This window comes from Corynebacterium sp. KPL4072 (assembly GCF_037908395.1).
Lineage (GTDB): Bacteria > Actinomycetota > Actinomycetes > Mycobacteriales > Mycobacteriaceae > Corynebacterium > Corynebacterium kefirresidentii.
Genome location: NZ_JBBMGE010000007.1, coordinates 85,281 through 105,185, shown reverse-complemented (window position 1 = coordinate 105,185; position 19,905 = coordinate 85,281). Strand labels below are relative to the sequence as shown.

Genomic DNA, 19,905 nt, shown 5'->3' with positions numbered 1-19,905 from the left:
GACCCAGCCTCCTTTTGAGCTGGAGACGAGACTTGAACTCGCAACCTACGCATTACAAGTGCGTTGCGCTACCAATTGCGCCACTCCAGCACCGCGGGAGATATCCCGCTCGTTGCATAGTACCCGAGCACCAACGCTAAAGGGAAAGCCGGTCCCCCATCTATGCATTGACAGGGTACAGGGGCTAAAGTTCAGGCAGAATCTATCCCACTTTCTCAGCGCTTTTTCGAGGGTTATTTCCGTGTCATTTTTGTCCGCTATGCGGGAGCGCCTGCGCGCTTCCTCGGGCCAAGTAGCCATCATCGACGCGGCTAAAGCCGCACCGCCGCCATCGCCACTCGCCCCGGTCGATCTCCATGATGCCGCCCAGGTCACCGGCGTCATGGAGATCGCCGCCCGCATTGGTGAAATCCTCATCGGCGCCGGTACGGCTAACTCGGATGCCCGCGCCCAGGTACACCTGGCGGCATCTTCCTATGGCTTGCACTACTGCCACGTGGATATCTTGATGAATACCATCACCATCCACACCACCATCGGCACCGGCGAGCAGCGCCAAAACCTGCACGTCTTCCGTGTGGTGCCGAGCATTGGCGTGGATTTTTCCAAGCTCTCGGCCGTCGATAAGCTCATTCGCTCTATCCACTCCGGCCAGATGCCACCGGCCATGGCGGAGCAGCGCCTCGACGAGATTGACCGCATGCCCGCCCCTTATAAGCCGGCCACGGTCATGCTCGGCTGGGGCGCGATGGGTGGCCTGATTTCCATGATGCTCGGCGGCGATCTGCTCGTCGGCGTGGTGGCCTTTGTGGTTTCCGCCTTCATCATGGGTCTGAACGCTTGGTTGGCCAACTATCGCTTGCCGCCCTTCTATCAGAATGTGGTCGGTGGCTTCTTCGCTGTCTTCCCTGCCGCCATTTTGTACAACGTGGCGGCCTCGTTCGGCATTAATTTCTCGCCGGCACAGATCATCGCCTCCGGCATCATCGTGCTGGTAGCGGGTCTAACCTTGGTGCAATCGCTGGTCGACGGCATCACGCGCGCCCCCGTAACCTCCTCCGCCCGCTTCTTTGAGGCGCTGCTATCTACCGGCGCCATCATCGCTGGCGTGGGCGTGGGCATCCAGCTGGCTGATTCGCTGGGCTTTAACCTGCCGCCGCTGGCCACGCTGGCCCCGCCGGTCTACCACGAGATTCCGCTGCTGGTGGTGCTCGGTGGCACCGGCTCCGCCGCCTTTGCGCTAGCCTGCGGGGCTGCCTGGATCGAGATCACCATGTCGGGGCTTACCGCCGCGGCCGGCATGATCTTCTATTACTTCGTGGTGGTGCCGTTTGGCATCGGCCCGGTGATTGCCTCGGGCCTGTCCGCTGTGGTCGTCGGCCTGGCCGGCGGCTTGATGTCGCGCCGTTGGGGCATCCCGCCGCTTATCACCATGATCGTGGGCTATACGCCGATGCTCCCCGGCCTCATGCTCTACCGCGGCATGTACGCCTCGCTCAATGAGCAGATGATTACCGGCTTTACCAACATGGCAATGGCGCTAGCCATTTCCGGCGCGCTGGCCGCCGGAGTGGTGTTAGGCGAGCGCGTGGCCCGCCGCCTGCGCCGCCCGCAGTACTTCCGCCCCTACTCCGCTTTCAAGCGCATCGGCCGCTTCTCCTTCCACAAGGCCACGCACTTGGCCCGCAAGGCCCCGCGAATCCCGCGTGTGCCGATGTCCCCATTTGCCCCGCGCGTCAATCGCCCGGAGTTACCACCCAAGCGCGGGCCGAAGCCGCCGCAGCAGCACCCGCGCCACGAGGCCCAAAACCACGGGCCGCATACCCGCTCCGCCGCGGACCTGTGGCCGGAGGATTCTCAGTGGCCGGCGCAGCCGCAGCAGCACGAGAAGACCACCTATACCGTGCCGGGCACCGAAACGTTTCGTGCCCAGAAACCGGAGCAGCCGGGCACCGAATCCGGACCCGAGCGGCCCTAAACGCCGCCGGTAGCGTACAATATTTGCTCTGATAGCTTTTCTTGCAAGCGCTTAAGTAGTTTCCACAACGTTCAGGAGGACACGTCGTGCCACCCAAGGTCCAAGACACCCACCCACAGGCTGACCAGAATCACGCCCTTGAGGAGGAGACCTCCCGCGCAGCCCGCCGCATCGTGGCCACCTACGCCCAGGACTTCCTCGACGGCGTGACCCTGATGTCCATGCTGGGCGTGGAGCCCAAGGGCTTGGTACACAAGAAGGTACTGGCGGAGCAGGCCGATGCCGCCCCGAAGAAGTCGACCAAGAAATCCAGCAAGAAGTCCACGAAGAAGTCGACCAAAAAGTCCACCAAGAAATCGACAAAGAAGTCGACCAAGAAGGCCACGAAGAAAGCGACGAAGAAGGCCTCTAAGAAGGCAACAAAGAAGTCTGCTAAGAAGTCTTAAGTTATTCTTGCACCATGAGTGAGCATGGCAATGACTTCGTGGTGGTGGCCAACCGCCTGCCGGTTGATCTAGAAACCCGGCCCGATGGCAGCCATACGTGGACACCCTCGCCAGGCGGACTGGTCACCGCCTTGTCCCCGGTCCTGGAGTCCCATCAGGGCTGCTGGGTAGGGTGGCCCGGCGTGACTGACACCGCACCTGAGCCCTTCCGCACCGATGCCGGCGTGCTGCTGCATCCGGTCAAGCTCACCGAGTCCGATTTCGAGGGCTTTTATGAGGGCTTTTCCAATGCCACCCTGTGGCCGCTCTACCACGATCTCATCGTCACCCCTACCTACGACCGCGATTGGTGGCACGCCTATCGCGAGGTCAACCTGCGCTTTGCAGATGAGGTAGCCGAGGTCGCCGCCGAGGGTGCCACCGTGTGGGTCCAGGACTACCAGCTACAACTTTTGCCCGGCATCCTGCGCCAAAAGCGCCCCGATCTCACCATCGGGTTCTTCTTGCATATCCCCTTCCCCTCTGCCGATCTCTTCCGCCAGCTGCCGTGGCGCGAGGAACTCGTGCGCGGGCTGCTCGGCGCGGATCTCATTGGCTTCCACTTGGAGGCCAATGCCCGCAACTTCCTCGAGCTCGCCCACCGCCACGGCCTCGACGTGGAAGGCGAGGCCAGTACCCGCGAGGTCACCGCACATATTCACCTACCGCAGGGACGCACCATCGGCGTGGGGGCTTTTCCCATCTCTATCGCCGCGAAGGACTTTGCCAGGTTCACTGCGGAGGATGAGCGGGACGTCGCCAAGCTGCGCGAAGAGCTGGGCTCGCACAAGCGCATTATCCTGGGAGTGGATCGCCTCGATTACACCAAGGGCATCCTGCAGCGGCTGACTGCTTTTGAGGAGCTGCTGGAGTCCGGAGCACTCGACCCGGAAGAAGTAGCAATGGTGCAGCTGGCCACGCCGTCGCGCGAGCGACTTGATCATTACAAGGCCACCCGCTCCAAGGTGGAAGAGGCCGTCGGCCGCATCAACGGGCGCTTTGCCCGCGTGGGACACCCGGTGGTGCACTACCAGCACCGGGGCGTGGCTAAAAGCCTGCTGCGCAGCTATTACCGGATGGCCGATGTCATGCTGGTCACCCCCTTCAAGGATGGCATGAATCTGGTGGCCAAGGAATACGTGGCCTGCCACGACGATGGTTCGGGCGCGCTAGTGCTCTCCGAGTTTGCCGGCGCTGCCGATGAGCTCAGCCAGGCCTACCTGTGCAACCCCTTCGATATCGAGTCCGTCAAGGCCGCCTTGCTCAATGCGCTCACCGCGCTTGACGATGCCCCCTCTGCCATGTCCCAGCGCATGCTCGCCATGCACCAGCAGGTCACTGAGCACGACGTACAGCTATGGTCCCAGTCCTTCCTGAGCTGCCTGCGCCATGCCGACGCCGAGGAGGCTGGCGCATGATGCCTCGCTGTGCCCGCCTCATTACTCCGCTCGCCGCTGCGTGCGCCGCCACGCTGCTAGTTGCCTGCGGCTCCGGCGAAGAAGAGCCCCAGGCCCCTGGTGATGAGCAGATCCTGGATAAACAGTGGCAGGTAGTCTCCATCAACACCACCCCGGATGCTGCCTCTACCATCCCCGAATCCATCCCGCAGGCACCCACGTTGAGCTTTGGTGAATCTACGCTGGTAGGCACCACCGGCTGCACCCAAATGGTGGGAAAGGTGACCTATTCCGCCGATGAGGAGCGCCAAAATATCCAGGACGGCAACCGCCTGCACTTTGATGAGGTGGATTATGACGAGACCGCCCAGGATTGCCATGGCGCGTCCGTGTGGGCCGATAACCTGCTGCGCAACTTGATTTCCACTGGCCGCGATTTCCACTACACCGTCAATAGCAATAACCAGCTGGTCTTAGAGCTGGTTACAGATGAGGTGGACTCGCCGTCTATCAAGTTGGTTTCCCTCGGCAATTAAATACGTAGGCTGGAAGCCATGACGCTTTCCACCACTATCAAGGCTCTTGCCGCCGCCGAGCACCTCGCGGTGGTCTCGGATTTTGACGGCACGCTCTCCCCCTTTGCCACGGCCATCTACGACGTCGAGATGAACCAACACTCCCTGCGCGCCTTGGATAAGCTAGCCCACCTGTTGCATACCACCGCGGCCGTGCTGTCCGGCCGCCACCTCGCAGGCCTGCAGCGCGTGTGTCCACTGCGCGAGCCCGTGCTATTCGGCGGATCCCATGGCGCCGAATCCTCTTGGGAAGAAACGGATCTAACTCCCGCGATGCGCGAGCATCTGGCCGCCAAGGAAACCGAGATCCGCGCAATTATGGAGCGCTTCCCAGGCGCGGATATCGAGGTCAAGCCTTTCCAGCGCGTACTGCACCTGCGGGCGCTCGAGGATACCGACCCAGAAGCTGCCGCCCAGGCTTATGAAGCCGGTCTCGCACTCGACCCGGGCGGCTTCCCACGCACGGCCGGTAAGTCCGTCGTGGAGTTTTCTGCCACTCAGGCCACCAAGGGCACGTGGTTAGACGAGCTACGCGAGCGTACCGGCGCCACCGCCATGGTCTTTTTGGGCGATGATGTCACCGACGAGGACGGTTTCCGCGCCCTCCACCAGCCGCCGGACGTCGGCGTCAAGGTCGGCGAGGGCGATACTGCAGCCGTAGTGCAGCTTGCCGACGTCGACGCCGTCGCCCACTTCCTCACTGAGCTCGCCACCGCCCGCGCGGCCCATATAGGTCACTCCCGCGGCGACGACGCCTAGCCGGTAAACCCCGGCCTGCCCCGACTTAACGCGGTGGTGCCACGGTCCGCCCCGCCGCGAAATTCGTCCGCAGTACCCGCCGCGACACCGCCGGCACGGCCGCGGCCGCATTATCCGCGGCGGCGATGAGGTTAGAGAGCATGTGGCCGGCGGCGGCGCCTTTGGCCTTATTGGGCTGGATGATGGTCGTCAAGCCAAGGCGCTGCGCCGCATCGATGCCATCAAAGCCGGTGACGGAAAGCTCGCCGGGGATATCGATGCCTCGTTCGCGCGCATAGGTCATCACGCCCAGCGCCATGGAGTCGGTGGTGCACAGGACTGCGGTGAGGTCAGGGTGGGCGTCGAGAAGCAACTGCGCGGCCGCCCGCGTGGTTTGCGCATCGTTGATGTGCTGGGTGACCACGGGCACGGTTTCCGGCGCGATCCCCGCCTGCGCAAAGACGTCCATAGCGCCCATGACGCGGGCGTGCTGCACGTGCATATCGGCCTCTTGCAACTCCTCCCATGAAATGGGGCCATCGTGGCGCTCGCGTTTGAGGCGAATGGCCAGCACGCCAATCTTGCGGTGGCCGGCCTCCACCAGCGCGCGGGCGGCCGGAGCAATCGCGGCTCGGTCATCGATCCCTACAAAAGGAAGGCCCGAATCCGTCGGTTGATCGCAGACCACCACCGGCAGGCCGCGCCCGCGCGCCGCCTCCAGGTAGGCATCCCCAGCCGCCACGGAATAAACCACAAAGCCATCCACGGCAGCCGAGCCGACCAGGCTGGTCGCTTCCGCTTCCCCCTCCGGGCCGGCCGGGATGAGGGTAAGCATGCTTTGCGCGCCGGCCGAGGCCTCCGCCATGCCGGCCAAGAAATCCACCGAGGCCATGTCTTCGAAGGCATAGGACAGGTGCTCAGTCAGCAGCACGCCCACCGCGCCCGCACGGCGGGTGCGCAGGCTACGAGCCGTGGGGTCCGGCCCGGGGTACCCCCGCGCTTTCGCCGCTGCCAGAATGCGCTCGCGCGTCGCGGCCGAGAGCTGGTCCGGCCGGCTATAGGCATTGGACACCGTCGTGCGCGAAACACCCAGTTCGGCGGCCAGCGAGGCCAGCGTCTTGCGGGTGGGGCTGCGTTTCACCATGGCCGTAAGCTTACCCCGCGGCCGCGTTTTCAATACATATTCAATTGACAACAATTACCATCAACAGCACACTGGGAGCTATGCATAACTCACTTCGCGCAACCGCCGCCCTCCTCGCGGCCGGCGGCCTCCTCCTCACCGCCACCGCTTGCTCCTCCTCTGACTCTCAAGACTCGGCCGCCGAGCCCGGCGCTCAGAAGAAAATCTCTATCGTCGCTTCCACTTCTATCTGGGCCGATGTTGCCCAAGCCGTGGCCGATACCGCCTCCGGCGTGGACATTGAGGTCAAACCCATCGTGGAGGGCAATGGCGTCGATCCCCACCACTTCGAGCCTTCCGCGGCCGATATCGCCAAGGCCGAAGACGCGGACCTGCTCGTAGTCAACGGCGGCGGCTACGATTCTTGGATTTACCAGGCCGTCTCCGAGCAAGACAACATCATCTCCGCCCTGCCGCTGACCGACCACGGCAAGCTGGCCGATGACCCCAATGTCATGACCATCGACGCCGCCAAGGCCACCGCCAAGAAGGACCCAAAGAAGGTCACCAATATCGAAGGCAACGAGCACATCTGGTACGACCCAGCTGCGCTCGACGAGGTCTCCGGTAATATCGCGGACCAGATCAATGAGCTCAATACCGATGCGCACGCCAGCACCGAGCGCGTGGACTCCCACGTCAACCGCCTGCGCGACAAGCTCAAGGAGCTACCGGGCGATCTCTCCTACGCCCAGACCGAGCCGATTGCGGACTACATCATGAAGTACACCTCCGGCAAGGACGTCACCCCAGAGGGCTACCGCAAGGCCACCATTTCTGAGGGCGAGCCCACCGCGGCCGATCTTGCCGTCTTCACCAAGGCCATCAAGGACCACAAGGTGGACCTTCTCATCTTTAACCCGCAGACCGAAACCGATACCGCCGGCCGTATCAAGTCCGCCGCGGAGGATGCGGATGTCAATATCGTCGAAATCGGCGAGACCCCGCCGGATGGCAAGGAGTTCTGGACCTACTATGACGAGGTCACCGACTCCCTGGGGAAGCTCTAGTGCTCATCCAATTTCATGACGCAGCGGTTGCCCCGCTGTGGTCCAGCCTTAACCTCGCCGTTGACCGCGGCGAGTTTATCGCCGTTTTGGGCCCCAATGGCGTGGGCAAATCCACCCTGCTCGGCACCATCTTGGGCACCCGCAAACTCACGGCCGGCAGCGTCGACGTGGACTGCCGCGTCGGATTCATCCCGCAGCAGCGCATGTTCCCGGCCGACCTGCCCCTGCGCGCCCGCGACTTAGTATCGCTCTCCCTTGCGCACGGCGCTTTCCGACGCCGCCGCCCTCCCCGCCACCGCGTCGACGAGCTCCTCGCCGAGGTAGGTGCCACCGGCCTGCGCGACCGCCGCGTAGGACAGCTATCCGGCGGCCAGCAGCAACTTATCCGCCAGGCCCAAGCGCTGGCCAATGACCCAGAGCTCATCCTTGCCGATGAGCCGCTGCTCTCGCTCGACCCGGCGCGCCAGCAAGACACCGTGGAGAAGCTAGATGCGCTACGCCGCGAGCGCGGCACCTCCATCATCTTTGTCACCCATGGCATCAATCCGGTACTCGGAGTGACCGATAAGGTGCTCTACCTTGCTCCCGGCGGCCATACCTTCGGCGCGGTAGATGAGGTCATGCGCTCCGATGTCCTTTCCGAGCTCTACGGTTCCAAAGTCAACGTCTTAAACGTCGATGGGAGGCTTATCGTTGTCTAGCTTCATAGAAGACACCCAGTACCTGCTCAGCGTTGATTTTGTACAGTCCTCGCTCATCGCCTCCGCGCTGCTAGGCATTCTTTCTGGCGTGATGACCTCGCTCATCGTGCTGCGCCAGATGTCCTTTTCCGTCCACGCCACCTCCGAGCTCGCGCTCATGGGTGCCTCCGCCGCACTACTTTTCGGTCTCAACTTAGGCTTTGGCGCGGTCGCCGGGGCCATCGTGGCCGCCATCATCCTCGCCGTACTGGGCTTTAAGGGCCAGCAAGACAGCGCCATCGGCGTGGTCATGAGCTTTGGCCTAGGACTGTCGGTGCTATTTCTGCACCTCTACCCCGGCAACGCGAATACCGCGATGACGCTGCTGACCGGCCAGATCGTCGGCGTATCCTCGGCCTCGGTATGGCTTTTGGCCGCAACCACCGTGGTTATCCTCGCCGCCGTAGCCATCCTGTGGCGCCCCATGCTCTTCGCTTCGGCCGACCCAGTTATGGCCCAGGCGGCCGGCGTGCCGACCCGTTTCATCTCGGTCGCCTTCGCCGTACTCGTGGGCCTAGCGGCCGCGCAGTCGGTACAAATCGTTGGTTCACTGCTCGTCATGGCGCTGCTTATCACCCCCGGCGCAGCGGCCGTGCAGATTACTTCCTCGCCCCTGCGCGCGGTCATGTGGGCCACCATTTTCGCCGAGGTGTCGGCCGTAGGCGGCTTCATCTTATCGCTCGCGCCTGGTCTTCCGGTCTCGGTCTTCGTCACCACCATTTCCTTTGTCATCTATCTGGTGTGCCGGCTCATCGGCTGGCGGCGCAATAAAAGCGCAGTGCGCGACGAGGTCGCCGCTAAACGCTTCCACGCCGACTGCCACACCACGGCCGAGGAGCACCACGCCGACTAAACTGGGCGGCTATGCACGTACACCGCCGCACCGCGGATGTGGATGGCCGCACCCGCCGCTTCCTCATCATCACACCGGATAATCCCGGCCCGCATCCAGACCTGCTGCTCTTCTTCCACGGCTCGTTGCAATCCGGCAACGTGATGCGCCGCTTTACCAATGGCACCTTCGACGAGCTTGCCGATGCCACCAACACCATCCTCGTCTACCCCGACGGCGTGGATCGCCATTTCAATGATTGCCGCAGCATCCTACCGGTCACCGCCCGCACGGAGAACGTTGATGACATCGCCTTCGCCACGTATCTCGTTGAAGCTATGCAGCGCGAGTTCGGCACCGCGCGCACCTTTGCTTGCGGCTATTCCAATGGCGGTCAGATGGTGCTCCGCCTGCTTTTCGACGCTCCCTTTACCCTCACCCGCGCCTGCATCTTCGCCTCCACCTTGGGCGAGGGCGATAACCACGCGCCCAGCAACCCGGATGGCTACCGGCCCACGCCGCTGCTGTTTTTCCACGGCACCGCGGACCCATATGCGCCTTATGAAGGCGGTGTGGCCGGGCTGGACGCCGAGCGCACCCGCGGCCGCGTGCTCTCCGCTCCTGCCACCGCGGAGTACTTTGCGTTGGCCAATGGCTGCCAGCCACCGCGCGACTACCACCCCGCCCCGGATGTCACCGCCACCGAATACGCCGGCGATTTTCCCGTCGAACTATGGACCATGGAGGGCCTTGGCCACGTGATTCCCTCTAGCATGAGAACCGACCCGCGCATAGGCCCCAATACAGATTCCTTCCGCGCTGTGGATAAGGTCCGCGACTTTTTCGGCCTCGGCACCGCGCAGTCCTAGTTATCCACAGCGGCGCGCCTTATCCCTCGCCCCAGCTCGCGTCCCGCACCTAATGTGTGGAGCCATGAACGCGCTGCACACTTTCTTGACAGGCCTAGCCGCCGGCATGGACATCATCGCCGACTGCCACGGCCTAACTCAGCGCGCGCTAATCGAGGCCGGCTGCCCCGACACCACCGCCACCCGCCTGCTCGCCCTCGCCGATACCTACTTCGGCCCGACCGCGTTTAGCCGCCTCCAGCGCGAATCCATCGCCGCCGCTCGCACCAATGGGCACAGCCTTACCGCGCTGCTGGCCATCGAGCGCTACGCCACTCGGCTGAGAAATAAGCGTCAGGCCTGGGCGCTGCGTCGGGAGTTGTGTGGGATGAAGGGGGATACCTCGGACGTCGAAAAGCGGGGGCGTAAACGCGTGCGCGAGATTAAAGGCCCGCCGCAGCGCACACCCGGTGTCAAGCTCTACCGCCGCGCCGAGGGCCCCTGGACTATGACGATTACCGGCAAATCCGCCGATATTGCGGATATGCATGCCGCGCTGGATAAAGATGCCCCGCTAGATTCGGTGCGCAAGATTTTCCAGGGCAAGACCGCCGCCTCCGGTGCGTCCGTGACCACCAATGTGGTGCTGCGCTTGGACGAGCTCGACCGCGTCGTCGACTGCGCGGGCGATGACGTGACACTGCAGCTCACCAATGGCGCCCGGATGACCGGCGCAGACCTCGTGCGCCGCGCATTTACCGAGCATGGCTATGTCACCCTCATCCATCCCGTTAAAGGCCCGGTGAATCTGTATCGCACGGAGCGGCTCGCCTCACCCAAGCAGCGCACCATGGCGGCCGCGGAAAATCCCACTTGTCCTTGGCCCCAGTGCAATTATCCCGCCGACGAATGCCAAGTCCACCACCTCACCGCCTGGCGCCACGGCGGCGAGACAAACCCCGAAAACCTCACCATCGCCTGCCCGTACCACAACGGCGTCAACGACGATGACCCCAACGCCCCGCCAGTTCGCGGCCGCCTGGCCCGGGTGAATGGCACCATTAGGTGGCTGCCGCCCTGGGCAGAAGGCGGCTAGAAACTCTCGCTAGAGACTACTGGGCCGCGCGGCGCTGGCGTGCGAATTCGGAAAGTACAGAACCGGCCGCGACGGAAGCATTGAGGGACTCGACCCAATCCGTCATAGGGATGGACATGATGACGTCGCAGTTTTCCCGCACGAGGCGAGAAATCCCCTTGCCCTCGGAACCGATGACGATGACCACGGGGTCCGTCGCGCCGTTATATGTATCCAGCGTGTGCTCGCCGCCGGCATCTAGGCCGACGACCTGGTAGCCGCTCTTTTGGAATTGCTGTACGGTGCGGGTGATATTCGTCGCGCGGGCGACCGGCAGGCGCGCCGCCGTGCCGGCCGAGGTACGCCACGCCACGGCAGTCACGGATGCGGAGCGGCGCTCTGGGATGATGACGCCGTCGCCACCAAAAGCTGCCACAGAGCGAATCACCGCGCCGAGGTTGCGCGGGTCGGTGATGTTATCCAAGATTACGAACATACCCGGACGCGCACTTTCGGCCGCACGGGAAATGAGCTCGTCGACATCGGCGTATTTATACGGCGGGATCTGCAGCCCAATGCCCTGGTGCATGCCGTTGCCGGTCATGCGGTCCATCTCGTGGCGCTGCACCTCGATGATGGGGATATTGCGGGTATTGCACATGGCCACGGCCTCAGACAGGCGCTTATCGTTGCGGGTACCGGCCACGATATAGAGCGTGGTGGCCGGAACCTTGGCATGCAGGCACTCGATGACTGGGTTGCGGCCCACGACCATCTCGGCGGTCTCCTTTTGGTGACGGCCGGAGTTGCGGCGGTCGCGCTCCAGCTTGGCCTTGTGCTTGGCGTGGTAAATGCGGTCCTCTGCCTTGGGCGTCGGGCCCTTGCCGGCCAAGCCCTTGCGGCGCTGGCCGCCGGAGCCCTTGGTTGCGCCCTTCTTATTGGTCTTGCGGATTCCCGCGCCACCGCGGCCGTGGGTACGTGCCATAGTTTATTGTCCTTTCGGAGTGCTTAACGCTGCGCCAGCGACCAGGTCGGGCCGTCTGGGGTATCGGTGATGGTGATGCCGGCGGCCGCGAGGCGGTCACGGACGGCGTCGGCAGTAGCGAAGTCCTTGTCCGCGCGCGCCTGGGTGCGCCGCTCCAGTTCAGCCTGCACCAGCGCATCCAACGCGGCATCCGCCCCGCTAGCTTGCGCTCCATCTTCCCACTCCAGCGGGTCAAAGCCAAGTACGTGTGCCATCGCCCGTACCTGGCCGGCCAGCGTGCGCGCCCCGGCCTCATCGCCGGCGGCAAGGGCCTTATTGCCAGCGCGAACGGTGGTGTGGATTTCCGCCAGAGCCTTGGGCACCGCGATGTCATCATTCATCGCGTCTTCAAAGCCCTGTGTCCACTCGCCTAGCTCCAGGTCATCGAAGTGAGCGAGGAAGTCCTCGATGCGGCGGTAGCCTGCGGCGGCCTCGGTCAGCGCAGCTTCGGAATACTCCAGCACGGAGCGGTAGTGCGCCGAGCCCAGGTAGTAGCGCAGCTCCACCGGACGCACCAGCTCGAGCATATTCGGAATAGAGAGCACGTTGCCCAGCGATTTCGACATCTTCTCGCCCGACATCGTCACCCAGTGGTTGTGCATCCAGTAGTTGGCAAACTTATCGCCGGCCGCGTGCGACTGAGCAATCTCGTTCTCGTGGTGCGGGAACTGCAGGTCCAGCCCGCCGCAGTGGATATCGAAATTGGAGCCCAGGTAATAGGTAGACATGGCCGAGCACTCCAGGTGCCAGCCCGGTCGGCCGTCGCCCCAGGGGGTGGGCCAGCTGGGTTCGCCCGGTTTCGCGGCCTTCCACAGGGCAAAGTCTTGGGCGCCGCGCTTGGCGGAATCTTCGCCCTCGCCCTGTTCCATTTCTTCTACCTTGTTGCCGGACAGCGAACCATAATCCGAGCCTTCGGCCTTGGTCCATGCGGCAACGTCAAAGTAGACGGAGCCTTCGGCGGGGTAGGCAAAGCCGGCGTCGATAAGCCGCTGCATATAGTCGACCATCTGGGTGACAAAGCCGGTCGCGCGCGGCTCTACCGAAGGCGGAAGCACGCCCAGGGTGTTATAGGCCTTGGTGAACTCGCGCTCATACGTGGATACCCACTCCCACCAGGGGCGATTATTCTCGGCCGCCTTGGTGAGGATCTTGTCATCGATATCGGTGACGTTGCGCACCAAGGCTACGTCATAGCCCTGGGCGAGCAGCCAGCGGCGCAGGATGTCGAAAGCGACGCCGGAGCGCAGGTGCCCGATGTGCGGCTGGGCCTGCGGGGTGGCGCCGCACAGATAAATCGAGGCATGGCCGGGGCGGATCGGCTCGAAATCGCGTTGGCTGCGGGTGGCTGTGTCATAAATGCGCAAAGTACTCACGCCACTTAGTCTAATTGACGCGTGCGCGGGGTTAGTGCGGTGGGCTAGGCGCGCCAGACGACGGCCGTAGCAACCGCCGCACGCCCCTCCTTACGGCCGGTGAACCCCAGGTGGTCCGTCGTGGTAGCAGATACGGACACGGGGGCACCGAGGATTTCGCTCAGCACGGCCTCGGCCTCTTCGCGGCGCGGACCCATCTTGGGGGTCTGGCCGATGAGCTGGGCGGCGGCGTTGCCGATGATAAAGCCCTCAGATTCGAGGAGCTGGCGGCATTCGCGCAGCAACTTCGCGCCGGAAACGCCATCGTATTCGGGGCGGCCGACGCCCACGAAGGAGCCGAGGTCACCGAGGTGGGAGGCGGATAAAAGGGCGTCGACAAGCGCGTGCGCTACAACATCCCCATCGGAGTGGCCCTCGCACCCGTCAACGCCTTCGAAGAGCAGGCCGGCGATCCAGCAATCCTTGCCGGCCTCGATTTGGTGGGCGTCGGTGGCAATTCCAACGCGCGGGATAATCGGATTAGTCATGGGTCTCCTCGGTCAGGGCGTGGGCCAGGGTGAGATCGATGGGCGTGGTGATCTTGAAAGCCAGGGTATCGCCCGGCACGGTTGCCACGCGCTCGCCGTGCCATTCCATGAGGCTGGCGTCATCCGTGGCGGTAAATTCGGGCTGCTGGGCCCAATAATCGAGGTTGGCCTGGCGCAGCGCGGACAGGCGGAAGGCCTGCGGGGTTTGCACTGCGCGCAGGCGGGAGCGATCGGGGGTGCTCAACACGGCCTCATCCGCGACTTCCTTGATGGTATCGGCCACCGGAACCACCGGCACGGCCGCGGGAGCGCCTTCCAGCACCCGCTTGGCGACGCCCCGCACCATCGCCGGCGGCGTCAACGCACGGGCCGCATCGTGGATGAGCACCACGGCATCCTCGTCCGGGATTGCTTGCAGGCCGGCCCACACGGAATCGGCGCGCTCGCTGCCACCGTGAACGAGGCGAATCGGGGCGGCGCTTGCAGCGTCAGTAGCACCAACGGCGTCGATGCGGCCGATAATACGCGCGGCCTCAGCCTCCATGTCCGGGCTGACCAGGACGATAATTTCATCGACTACCCCGGAGGCCAGCAATGCTCGCACGGAGCGTTCCAAGAGGGTGCGGCCGCGCAGCTCGACATAAGCTTTGGGCACCTCGGCGCCGAGGCGAGTTCCCTGGCCTGCGGCCGCGATGAGCGCGATGACGCGCGGTTTAGTCTTCGTCGTCGAAGGAGAGGTCATCGAGATCGATGTCGTTGTCGATATCGGTGGTGATGGACTTATCATCTACCAATCCGGCGGCGCGGTGGCGCTCGATGGTGGCATCGATTTCTTCCATCATGGTGTCGGCCTTCTTCTCATCGACCGGCTTGGCCAGTGCGAGCTCACCTACCAGGATGGTGCGGGCCTTGCCAAGCATGCGCTTCTCGCCGGCCGAAAGGCCGCGATCCTGGTCACGGCGCCACAGGTCACGCACGACCTCGGCGACCTTATTAATATCGCCGGAAGCCAGGCGCTCCTGGTTAGCCTTATAACGGCGGGACCAGTTGCCGGCCTCTTCGACGTCCTCGTCACGCAGCACGGAAAAGACCTTTTCTAGGCCTTCCTTGCCCACGACGTCGCGCACGCCGACGTTATCGGCGTTCTTGATGGGCACGCGGACGACCAGGTCGGACTGGTTGATGTGCAGCACCAGGTATTCGAGCGTCTCGCCGCCCATTTCGCGGGTCTCGATATCCTCGATGACGGCCGCACCGTGGTGCGGGTAGACGACGACCTCGCCGACCTTATACTCCATTGCCACTCCTTGTGTTCCCGATTTATCCCGGTTGACTAAGGCCGCTATTTTATCACGCACGGTCACCCCGACTGCGGATACCCCCGTATACCCCCACGGTCTACCCGCCCGATTTGGGACAACTGTGTACTTTATTGCGAAAGGGACTAGGCTAAAGCGTTGACAAGCCCTGTGATCGCAATTGATGGAGGATGCTCAACGTGCAGTCCCTGAAGTCCGCCGCCCGCCGCGGTGCCATTATTTCCGTTACCGCCGTCTCCGCTCTGGCGTTGGCTTCTTGCTCGGCGGGTCATGTCACCCAGACCGCTGAAAAAGTGGCTGCGGTCGATGGCGCTTCTGCAAGCACGGAAGATAATAAGGCTGCAGTTCGCGATGTCACCATCCTGGTAGAGCCGGACGGCACTGCTGCACTGAAGTTCAGCGCCATTAACCAGGGCTACGACACCGATGTCATTTCCTTGGAGTCCGTGAAGGTCGATGGCCAGCGCGTTGAGATGAAGCAGCCACAGCCGCTGCACCGCGATGAGTCCATCATCGCTGATTCTCAGAAGAACCTGGAAGCTAACCCCCAGCAGGATTCCGAAACCGTCCAGTACATCGCCACCAAGTTGAAGAATGATGACTTCGGCTACGCCGGTGACCGCCCGGTTACCTTCGAGTTCTCCAATGGCTCCATCGACGTAAACGCCACCATCGCTGCCACCCAGATGCAGTCCGGCGAGTTCGACCGCGACGTCGAGTCCTCCGAGGGCTACTCCTCCGAGGCTCCGGAGAACTAAGCCATACCACTTTCCTGCCCCGCTCCGAGCCCGCTTCGGGCTGGGAGCGTCTGTGTGTTTTAGGCTAGAAGCCATGGCCAAGAAAACCCGCCCCATCCATACCTGTTCCGAATGCGGCTACGTCTCGCCCAAATGGCTCGGGCGATGCCCGGACTGCGGTGCGTGGGGCACGTTGGAGGAAAAGGCGCCCGTGGTGGCGGGGACGGGGGCGTCGGCAAGCAAGGGCGTAGCCCCGTCGAGTCCGGCACAGCCGATTACCAAGATTGGGGCGCAGGCAACAAAGACGGTGCGCACCGGTATCGGCGAGTTGGATCGCGTGCTGGGAAGCGGCATCGTGCCGGGCTCGGTGGTGCTTATGGCCGGCGAGCCCGGCGTGGGCAAATCCACGCTACTGCTGGAAGTAGCCTCGCGGTGGGCACAGCTCGGCCGCACCGTGCTCTACGCGACGGCCGAGGAATCCGCCGGCCAGGTCCGCTCCCGCGCCGAGCGCACCGGCGCCTTGCAGGAAACTTTGTATTTGGCGGCCGAGTCCAACTTGGATGGGGTCTTCGGGCACGTCGATAAGCTGCAGCCTAGCCTCATCATCGTCGATTCGGTACAGACCATGCATGCCGTAGGTGTGGAGGGTGTATCCGGTGGCGTGGCACAATCGCGCGCGGTAACGGCCGCGCTGACGTCATTGGCGAAATCCACGGGCATTCCGGTGCTACTGGTCGGCCACGTCACGAAGGACGGCAACGTGGCCGGGCCACGCGTGCTGGAGCACCTTGTCGACGTCGTCTTAAACTTCGAGGGCGACCGCCAATCCAGCCTGCGCATGCTGCGCGGCATCAAAAATCGCTTTGGTGCCACCGACGAGGTGGGCTGCTTCGAGCAGACCTCCGGCGGCATTCGGGAGGTAGCGGATCCCTCCGGGCTATTCCTCTCGCACCGCGGTGCTACGCCGGATGGCTCGGCCGTGACGGTCGCGATGGACGGGGTGCGGCCGATTCTGGCGGAGGTGCAGGCGCTGACGGTGGACCGGTGGCGAAAAACCCGCGGCGGGTGGTTACCGGGTTAGATTCCAACCGCGTGCCGATGGTGCTCGCGGTGCTCCAGGCCCGCGCCGGCCAGCGCACCAATGATAAAGATGCCTACGTCGCCACGGTCGGCGGCATGCGCATTACGGAAACCGCGACGGATTTGGCGGTGGCGTTGGCGACGTGGTCCTCGTTGCACGAGCAACCGCTGCCGGCCAAGACGGTTGTCATTGGCGAGGTGGGCCTGGCCGGCGAGTTGCGTCCAGTGCCCAATGTGGAGCGGCGCTTAATGGAGGCCGCGCGGCTGGGTTATAAGAACGCGATTGTCCCACGCGGGGAAATCGAGCCAGTAGACGGCATTCGCGTCCACCAAGCTGGGACGCTAGGGCAGGCCATCGCTGCGGTGGCGGGCTAGCGCCTAGCGCAGCGTGAAGTCCTGCGGCGGGGAGGAGTTATCGCCGATGATGGTGTGGGCGAAGTAGGCGCCTGGTTCAGCCGTTGGGCGATTGGTGCATTCGCCCGGCTTGGAGGCTTGGCGGGACCATTCGGCCTCGAATTTTACGTCCTTGCCGGCCGGGAAAGTCTGCGAGCCGGTCTGCACGGAAGCATAGCAATCCGTATCGGACCACACGCGCTCGTTATCGGCCATCTTGTAGACCTCGAAGCGCAGCAGGTTCTTGTCTAGGTCGATCTTGCAATCTGCGGCCGTGGGGTTGGTGACTGTCATGAAGAACTTCGGCAGTTCACCCTCCGGCACAGAGTAGTTCAACATGGAAGTGCGCACCTGGAGGTCTGCCAGGTCACAGGTTTTCTTTGCTGCCTCGGAGCTCGCGGCCGCGGAGCTGGAGGGCTCGCTTTCGGCAAACTCGCTTTCCGACGCCCCCTCGGCCGACGTCTCCGCGGAGGTTGCGGAGGTTTCTGGGGCAGCAGAAGATGAGGTCTGCTCCGGCGTAGGCGCGGGTGCGGCGGTATCGGCCGGCTCATCGCTGCTGCCCCCGAAAGCAGCCACAGCCGCCCAGATCAGCACCACGACCAGCACGAGTACGATGATGAGCGCCGCTACTCGTCGGCGCTTGTAAATCTCTTCTGGTAGGGGCTTTTTCTGCGTCACGCTGTCAATTTTAAGCGGTGGGCACGGGCCGGTGCGCTAAGCCCGCGCCGCGTGTCAGGCGGGCTAGTCCACCCCGAAGGTCTGCAGGGTTTCCACGCTGGAATCTTCCAGCAGGTAGCGCGCGCCGATAACGCCCAGGGCACCCTCGTCGAGCAGACGGCGGACGTTGGGCACGCTGGCCACCAGCTGGGCGACGGTCTGGCGGGTGTGCTCCCGCTCGACGTCGTCAGTCGTGGCATTTGGGCCCGCCACCAGTGCGGAGGCGGCAACCTTCTCGATGATGGGGCGCTGCAGGCCGGTGGGCAGCTCGCCGCCGGATACGAAACCGGTAGCCGCGCCCACCGCGCCGCAAGATTGATGGCCGAGGACTACCAGCAGGTTGGGTTTGAGGGCAGCAAGGGCGTAGTCGAGGGAGGCTAGGACGGCGTCGTCAAGAATGTGGCCGGCAGTGCGGATGACAAAGGCATCGCCGAAGCCGATATTGAAGACGTGCTCGATAGGGGCGCGGGAGTCGGAACAGGAAATAACCACCACGCGAGGGTCCTGGCCGTGAGTTAGGCCCTCGCGGTTATAAATCTCGCGCACGTCGACGGTCTCGCCGTCCAATACGCGCTGATTTCCCGCCTTGAGGGCCTCCCATACGGCCTGCGGTTCGTGGGCAATATTACGTAAAGGCATAGGCCATATTCTAATGCCCTAGACTATCTCCCACGATGGATTCGCAAGCTCTTCTTTCCTGGTTCGATGCCAATGAACGAGACCTGCCCTGGCGCCGGCCTGGCACAAGCGCGTGGGGTGTGCTGCTCAGTGAGGTCATGAGCCAGCAGACCCCGGTCGCGCGCGTGGCTCCGGTGTGGGAGGACTGGATGCGGCGCTGGCCCACCCCGGCAGATTTTGCCCAGGCTACTCGAGCGGAGGTCTTGCGCGCCTGGGGCAAGCTGGGCTACCCGCGGCGCGCGCTGCGCCTGTGGGAATGTGCCGCGGCCATCGGCGAAGGCGAGGTACCGGCGGACGTCGATGAATTGCTGCGCCTGCCTGGCATTGGGGATTACACCGCGCGCGCCGTGGCCTGTTTTCATTTCAGGCTAAACGTACCGGTGGTCGATACCAATGTGCGGCGGGTGTATACCCGCGCAGAAGAGGGCCGATTCCTTGCTCCGCAGCCATCGAAGCGGGAGTTGGCGGCCGTCGCAGAGCTTTTGCCGGCCGAGAATGGGCCGCGTTTTTCGGCCGCGCTCATGGAATTGGGAGCGCTGGTGTGCACGGCAAAGAATCCTTCCTGCGAGCAGTGCCCGCTGCGCGCGAGCTGTGCGTGGCAGCTCGCTGGCCGGCCGCAGCCCAGTGCAGAGGAGCAGGCACAGGCGAAAAAGCGCGTGCAGAAATTCGTCGGCACGGACCGACAGGTGCGCGGCAAGATTCTGGACGTGCTGCGCGCGGCGGAGCGGCCGGTACCACAGTCCGAGATTGACGTGGTCTGGCCCGATGCGGCACAGCGCTCCCGGGCGTTGGCTTCGCTGCTTGCCGACGGCCTCGCCGAGCAAAACGGCGCTGGCCTGTTCCACCTCCCTATTTAGGGGGTTAATAATGGCCAGCTATAATCGCAGGTCGCGATCCAGGGCGTGTGATCTGGTTAACGCCAGCGGCCACGGAAATTGAATCCGCCCGGCAGGTTCACCCACATGCCGCCGCGGGAATTAAAGGTGACCGGCCCTACCTTGGTAGACATCGACGCGCCGGATCCAGAGACGTTGATCCAGCTATTCTTGCCGGTCTTTTTTCTTGAACGATACTGAAGTCCCATAAGCATTTATTTTAGCAATTCCACTTCCACCGTTCCTACTGCGCAGTAGGTTTTGGATATGGAAAAGATTTGTATGAGACTCCTCACAGTTTGTTCACTAATCCTCGGGTCG

At 63.5% G+C, this 19,905-nt stretch carries 21 protein-coding genes, 1 tRNA gene and 1 pseudogene; 13 read left to right on the top strand and 10 right to left on the bottom strand.

Features of this window, described 5'->3' with window-relative positions; translation table 11 throughout:
- Positions 1-17 precede the first annotated feature (17 nt).
- Positions 18-90, bottom strand: a tRNA-Thr gene (locus tag WMP97_RS08730).
- 151 nt (positions 91-241) lie between these two features.
- Here WMP97_RS08730 and thrE point away from each other — a divergent pair.
- From thrE to otsB, 5 genes are all read left to right on the top strand, one after another.
- Positions 242-1,978, top strand: coding sequence for a threonine/serine exporter ThrE (gene thrE, locus WMP97_RS08725; RefSeq protein WP_340440315.1), 1,737 nt, complete (start codon positions 242-244; stop codon positions 1,976-1,978).
- An 86-nt stretch (positions 1,979-2,064) separates the two neighbouring features.
- Positions 2,065-2,424, top strand: a complete 360-nt coding sequence (locus WMP97_RS08720; RefSeq protein ID WP_023019892.1) for a hypothetical protein — start codon at positions 2,065-2,067, stop codon at positions 2,422-2,424.
- Between the two features lie 14 nt (positions 2,425-2,438).
- Entirely contained in the window at positions 2,439-3,881 is a 1,443-nt protein-coding gene (locus tag WMP97_RS08715) for an alpha,alpha-trehalose-phosphate synthase (UDP-forming) (RefSeq protein WP_340440314.1), read from the top strand.
- Complete coding sequence (locus WMP97_RS08710; RefSeq protein ID WP_239205507.1) at positions 3,878-4,396, top strand: META domain-containing protein; 519 nt, start codon at positions 3,878-3,880, stop codon at positions 4,394-4,396. Before WMP97_RS08715 ends, WMP97_RS08710 begins: the two co-directional genes overlap by 4 nt.
- Positions 4,397-4,414: 18 nt before the next feature.
- Positions 4,415-5,194: a trehalose-phosphatase gene (otsB, locus tag WMP97_RS08705; RefSeq protein WP_340440312.1), complete on the top strand. Its 780-nt coding sequence runs from the start codon at positions 4,415-4,417 to the stop codon at positions 5,192-5,194.
- A gap of 25 nt (positions 5,195-5,219) precedes the next feature.
- Here otsB and WMP97_RS08700 read toward each other — a convergent pair whose 3' ends face one another.
- A complete protein-coding gene (locus tag WMP97_RS08700; protein WP_239205503.1) occupies positions 5,220-6,317 on the bottom strand; it encodes a LacI family DNA-binding transcriptional regulator in 1,098 nt (365 codons plus the stop codon).
- An 80-nt stretch (positions 6,318-6,397) separates the two neighbouring features.
- On the opposite strand from WMP97_RS08700, the gene WMP97_RS08695 reads away from it, so the two are divergent.
- The 5 genes from WMP97_RS08695 (at position 6,398) to WMP97_RS08675 (ending at position 10,882) form a co-directional block, all read left to right on the top strand.
- On the top strand, positions 6,398-7,366 hold the full coding sequence (locus WMP97_RS08695) for a metal ABC transporter solute-binding protein, Zn/Mn family (RefSeq protein ID WP_340440309.1): 969 nt from the start codon (positions 6,398-6,400) through the stop codon (positions 7,364-7,366).
- Positions 7,366-8,067 carry a metal ABC transporter ATP-binding protein gene (locus tag WMP97_RS08690; RefSeq protein ID WP_023019898.1) on the top strand — a complete coding sequence of 234 codons (702 nt, stop codon included), beginning with the start codon at positions 7,366-7,368 and terminating at the stop codon, positions 8,065-8,067. Before WMP97_RS08695 ends, WMP97_RS08690 begins: the two co-directional genes overlap by 1 nt.
- Positions 8,045-8,959 (top strand): metal ABC transporter permease, encoded by a 915-nt coding sequence (locus WMP97_RS08685; protein ID WP_200288649.1) that lies wholly within the window; start codon positions 8,045-8,047, stop codon positions 8,957-8,959. Before WMP97_RS08690 ends, WMP97_RS08685 begins: the two co-directional genes overlap by 23 nt.
- Positions 8,960-8,970: 11 nt before the next feature.
- A complete protein-coding gene (locus WMP97_RS08680) occupies positions 8,971-9,807 on the top strand; it encodes an alpha/beta hydrolase family esterase (protein WP_023019900.1) in 837 nt (278 codons plus the stop codon).
- A gap of 64 nt (positions 9,808-9,871) precedes the next feature.
- Positions 9,872-10,882, top strand: a complete 1,011-nt coding sequence (locus WMP97_RS08675) for an HNH endonuclease signature motif containing protein (RefSeq protein ID WP_340440307.1) — start codon at positions 9,872-9,874, stop codon at positions 10,880-10,882.
- Positions 10,883-10,898: 16 nt separating this feature from the next.
- On the opposite strand, the gene rlmB is transcribed toward WMP97_RS08675, so the two are convergent.
- The 5 genes from rlmB to WMP97_RS08650 are packed head-to-tail and all read right to left on the bottom strand — an operon-like array spanning position 10,899 to position 15,083.
- Entirely contained in the window at positions 10,899-11,846 is a 948-nt protein-coding gene (gene rlmB, locus WMP97_RS08670) for a 23S rRNA (guanosine(2251)-2'-O)-methyltransferase RlmB (protein WP_023019902.1), read from the bottom strand.
- Between the two features lie 23 nt (positions 11,847-11,869).
- A complete protein-coding gene (cysS, locus tag WMP97_RS08665) occupies positions 11,870-13,258 on the bottom strand; it encodes a cysteine--tRNA ligase (RefSeq protein ID WP_023019903.1) in 1,389 nt (462 codons plus the stop codon).
- A 44-nt stretch (positions 13,259-13,302) separates the two neighbouring features.
- Entirely contained in the window at positions 13,303-13,785 is a 483-nt protein-coding gene (gene ispF / locus WMP97_RS08660; protein WP_023027768.1) for a 2-C-methyl-D-erythritol 2,4-cyclodiphosphate synthase, read from the bottom strand.
- Entirely contained in the window at positions 13,778-14,527 is a 750-nt protein-coding gene (gene ispD, locus WMP97_RS08655) for a 2-C-methyl-D-erythritol 4-phosphate cytidylyltransferase (RefSeq protein WP_023019905.1), read from the bottom strand. The genes ispF and ispD overlap by 8 nt, the downstream gene beginning before the upstream one ends.
- On the bottom strand, positions 14,499-15,083 hold the full coding sequence (locus tag WMP97_RS08650; RefSeq protein ID WP_005325718.1) for a CarD family transcriptional regulator: 585 nt from the start codon (positions 15,081-15,083) through the stop codon (positions 14,499-14,501). The genes ispD and WMP97_RS08650 overlap by 29 nt, the downstream gene beginning before the upstream one ends.
- Positions 15,084-15,274: 191 nt before the next feature.
- Between WMP97_RS08650 and WMP97_RS08645 the strand changes: the two genes are divergently transcribed.
- The gene (locus tag WMP97_RS08645; RefSeq protein ID WP_200288644.1) at positions 15,275-15,862 is read left to right on the top strand and encodes a hypothetical protein; all 588 of its coding nucleotides are present in this window, start codon (positions 15,275-15,277) and stop codon (positions 15,860-15,862) included.
- A gap of 73 nt (positions 15,863-15,935) precedes the next feature.
- Positions 15,936-17,296, top strand: a pseudogene (gene radA, locus WMP97_RS08640) (DNA repair protein RadA).
- A gap of 3 nt (positions 17,297-17,299) precedes the next feature.
- Here the strand turns inward: radA and WMP97_RS08635 are convergent.
- Both WMP97_RS08635 and WMP97_RS08630 read right to left on the bottom strand, forming a co-directional pair.
- Complete coding sequence (locus tag WMP97_RS08635) at positions 17,300-17,992, bottom strand: hypothetical protein (RefSeq protein WP_340440305.1); 693 nt, start codon at positions 17,990-17,992, stop codon at positions 17,300-17,302.
- A 63-nt stretch (positions 17,993-18,055) separates the two neighbouring features.
- Positions 18,056-18,670, bottom strand: a complete 615-nt coding sequence (locus tag WMP97_RS08630; RefSeq protein WP_340440303.1) for a carbonic anhydrase — start codon at positions 18,668-18,670, stop codon at positions 18,056-18,058.
- Between the two features lie 35 nt (positions 18,671-18,705).
- Between WMP97_RS08630 and WMP97_RS08625 the strand changes: the two genes are divergently transcribed.
- Positions 18,706-19,566 carry an A/G-specific adenine glycosylase gene (locus WMP97_RS08625; protein WP_340440301.1) on the top strand — a complete coding sequence of 287 codons (861 nt, stop codon included), beginning with the start codon at positions 18,706-18,708 and terminating at the stop codon, positions 19,564-19,566.
- Positions 19,567-19,622: 56 nt separating this feature from the next.
- On the opposite strand, the gene WMP97_RS08620 is transcribed toward WMP97_RS08625, so the two are convergent.
- Entirely contained in the window at positions 19,623-19,793 is a 171-nt protein-coding gene (locus WMP97_RS08620) for a DUF4236 domain-containing protein (protein WP_080970400.1), read from the bottom strand.
- Positions 19,794-19,905 lie beyond the last annotated feature (112 nt).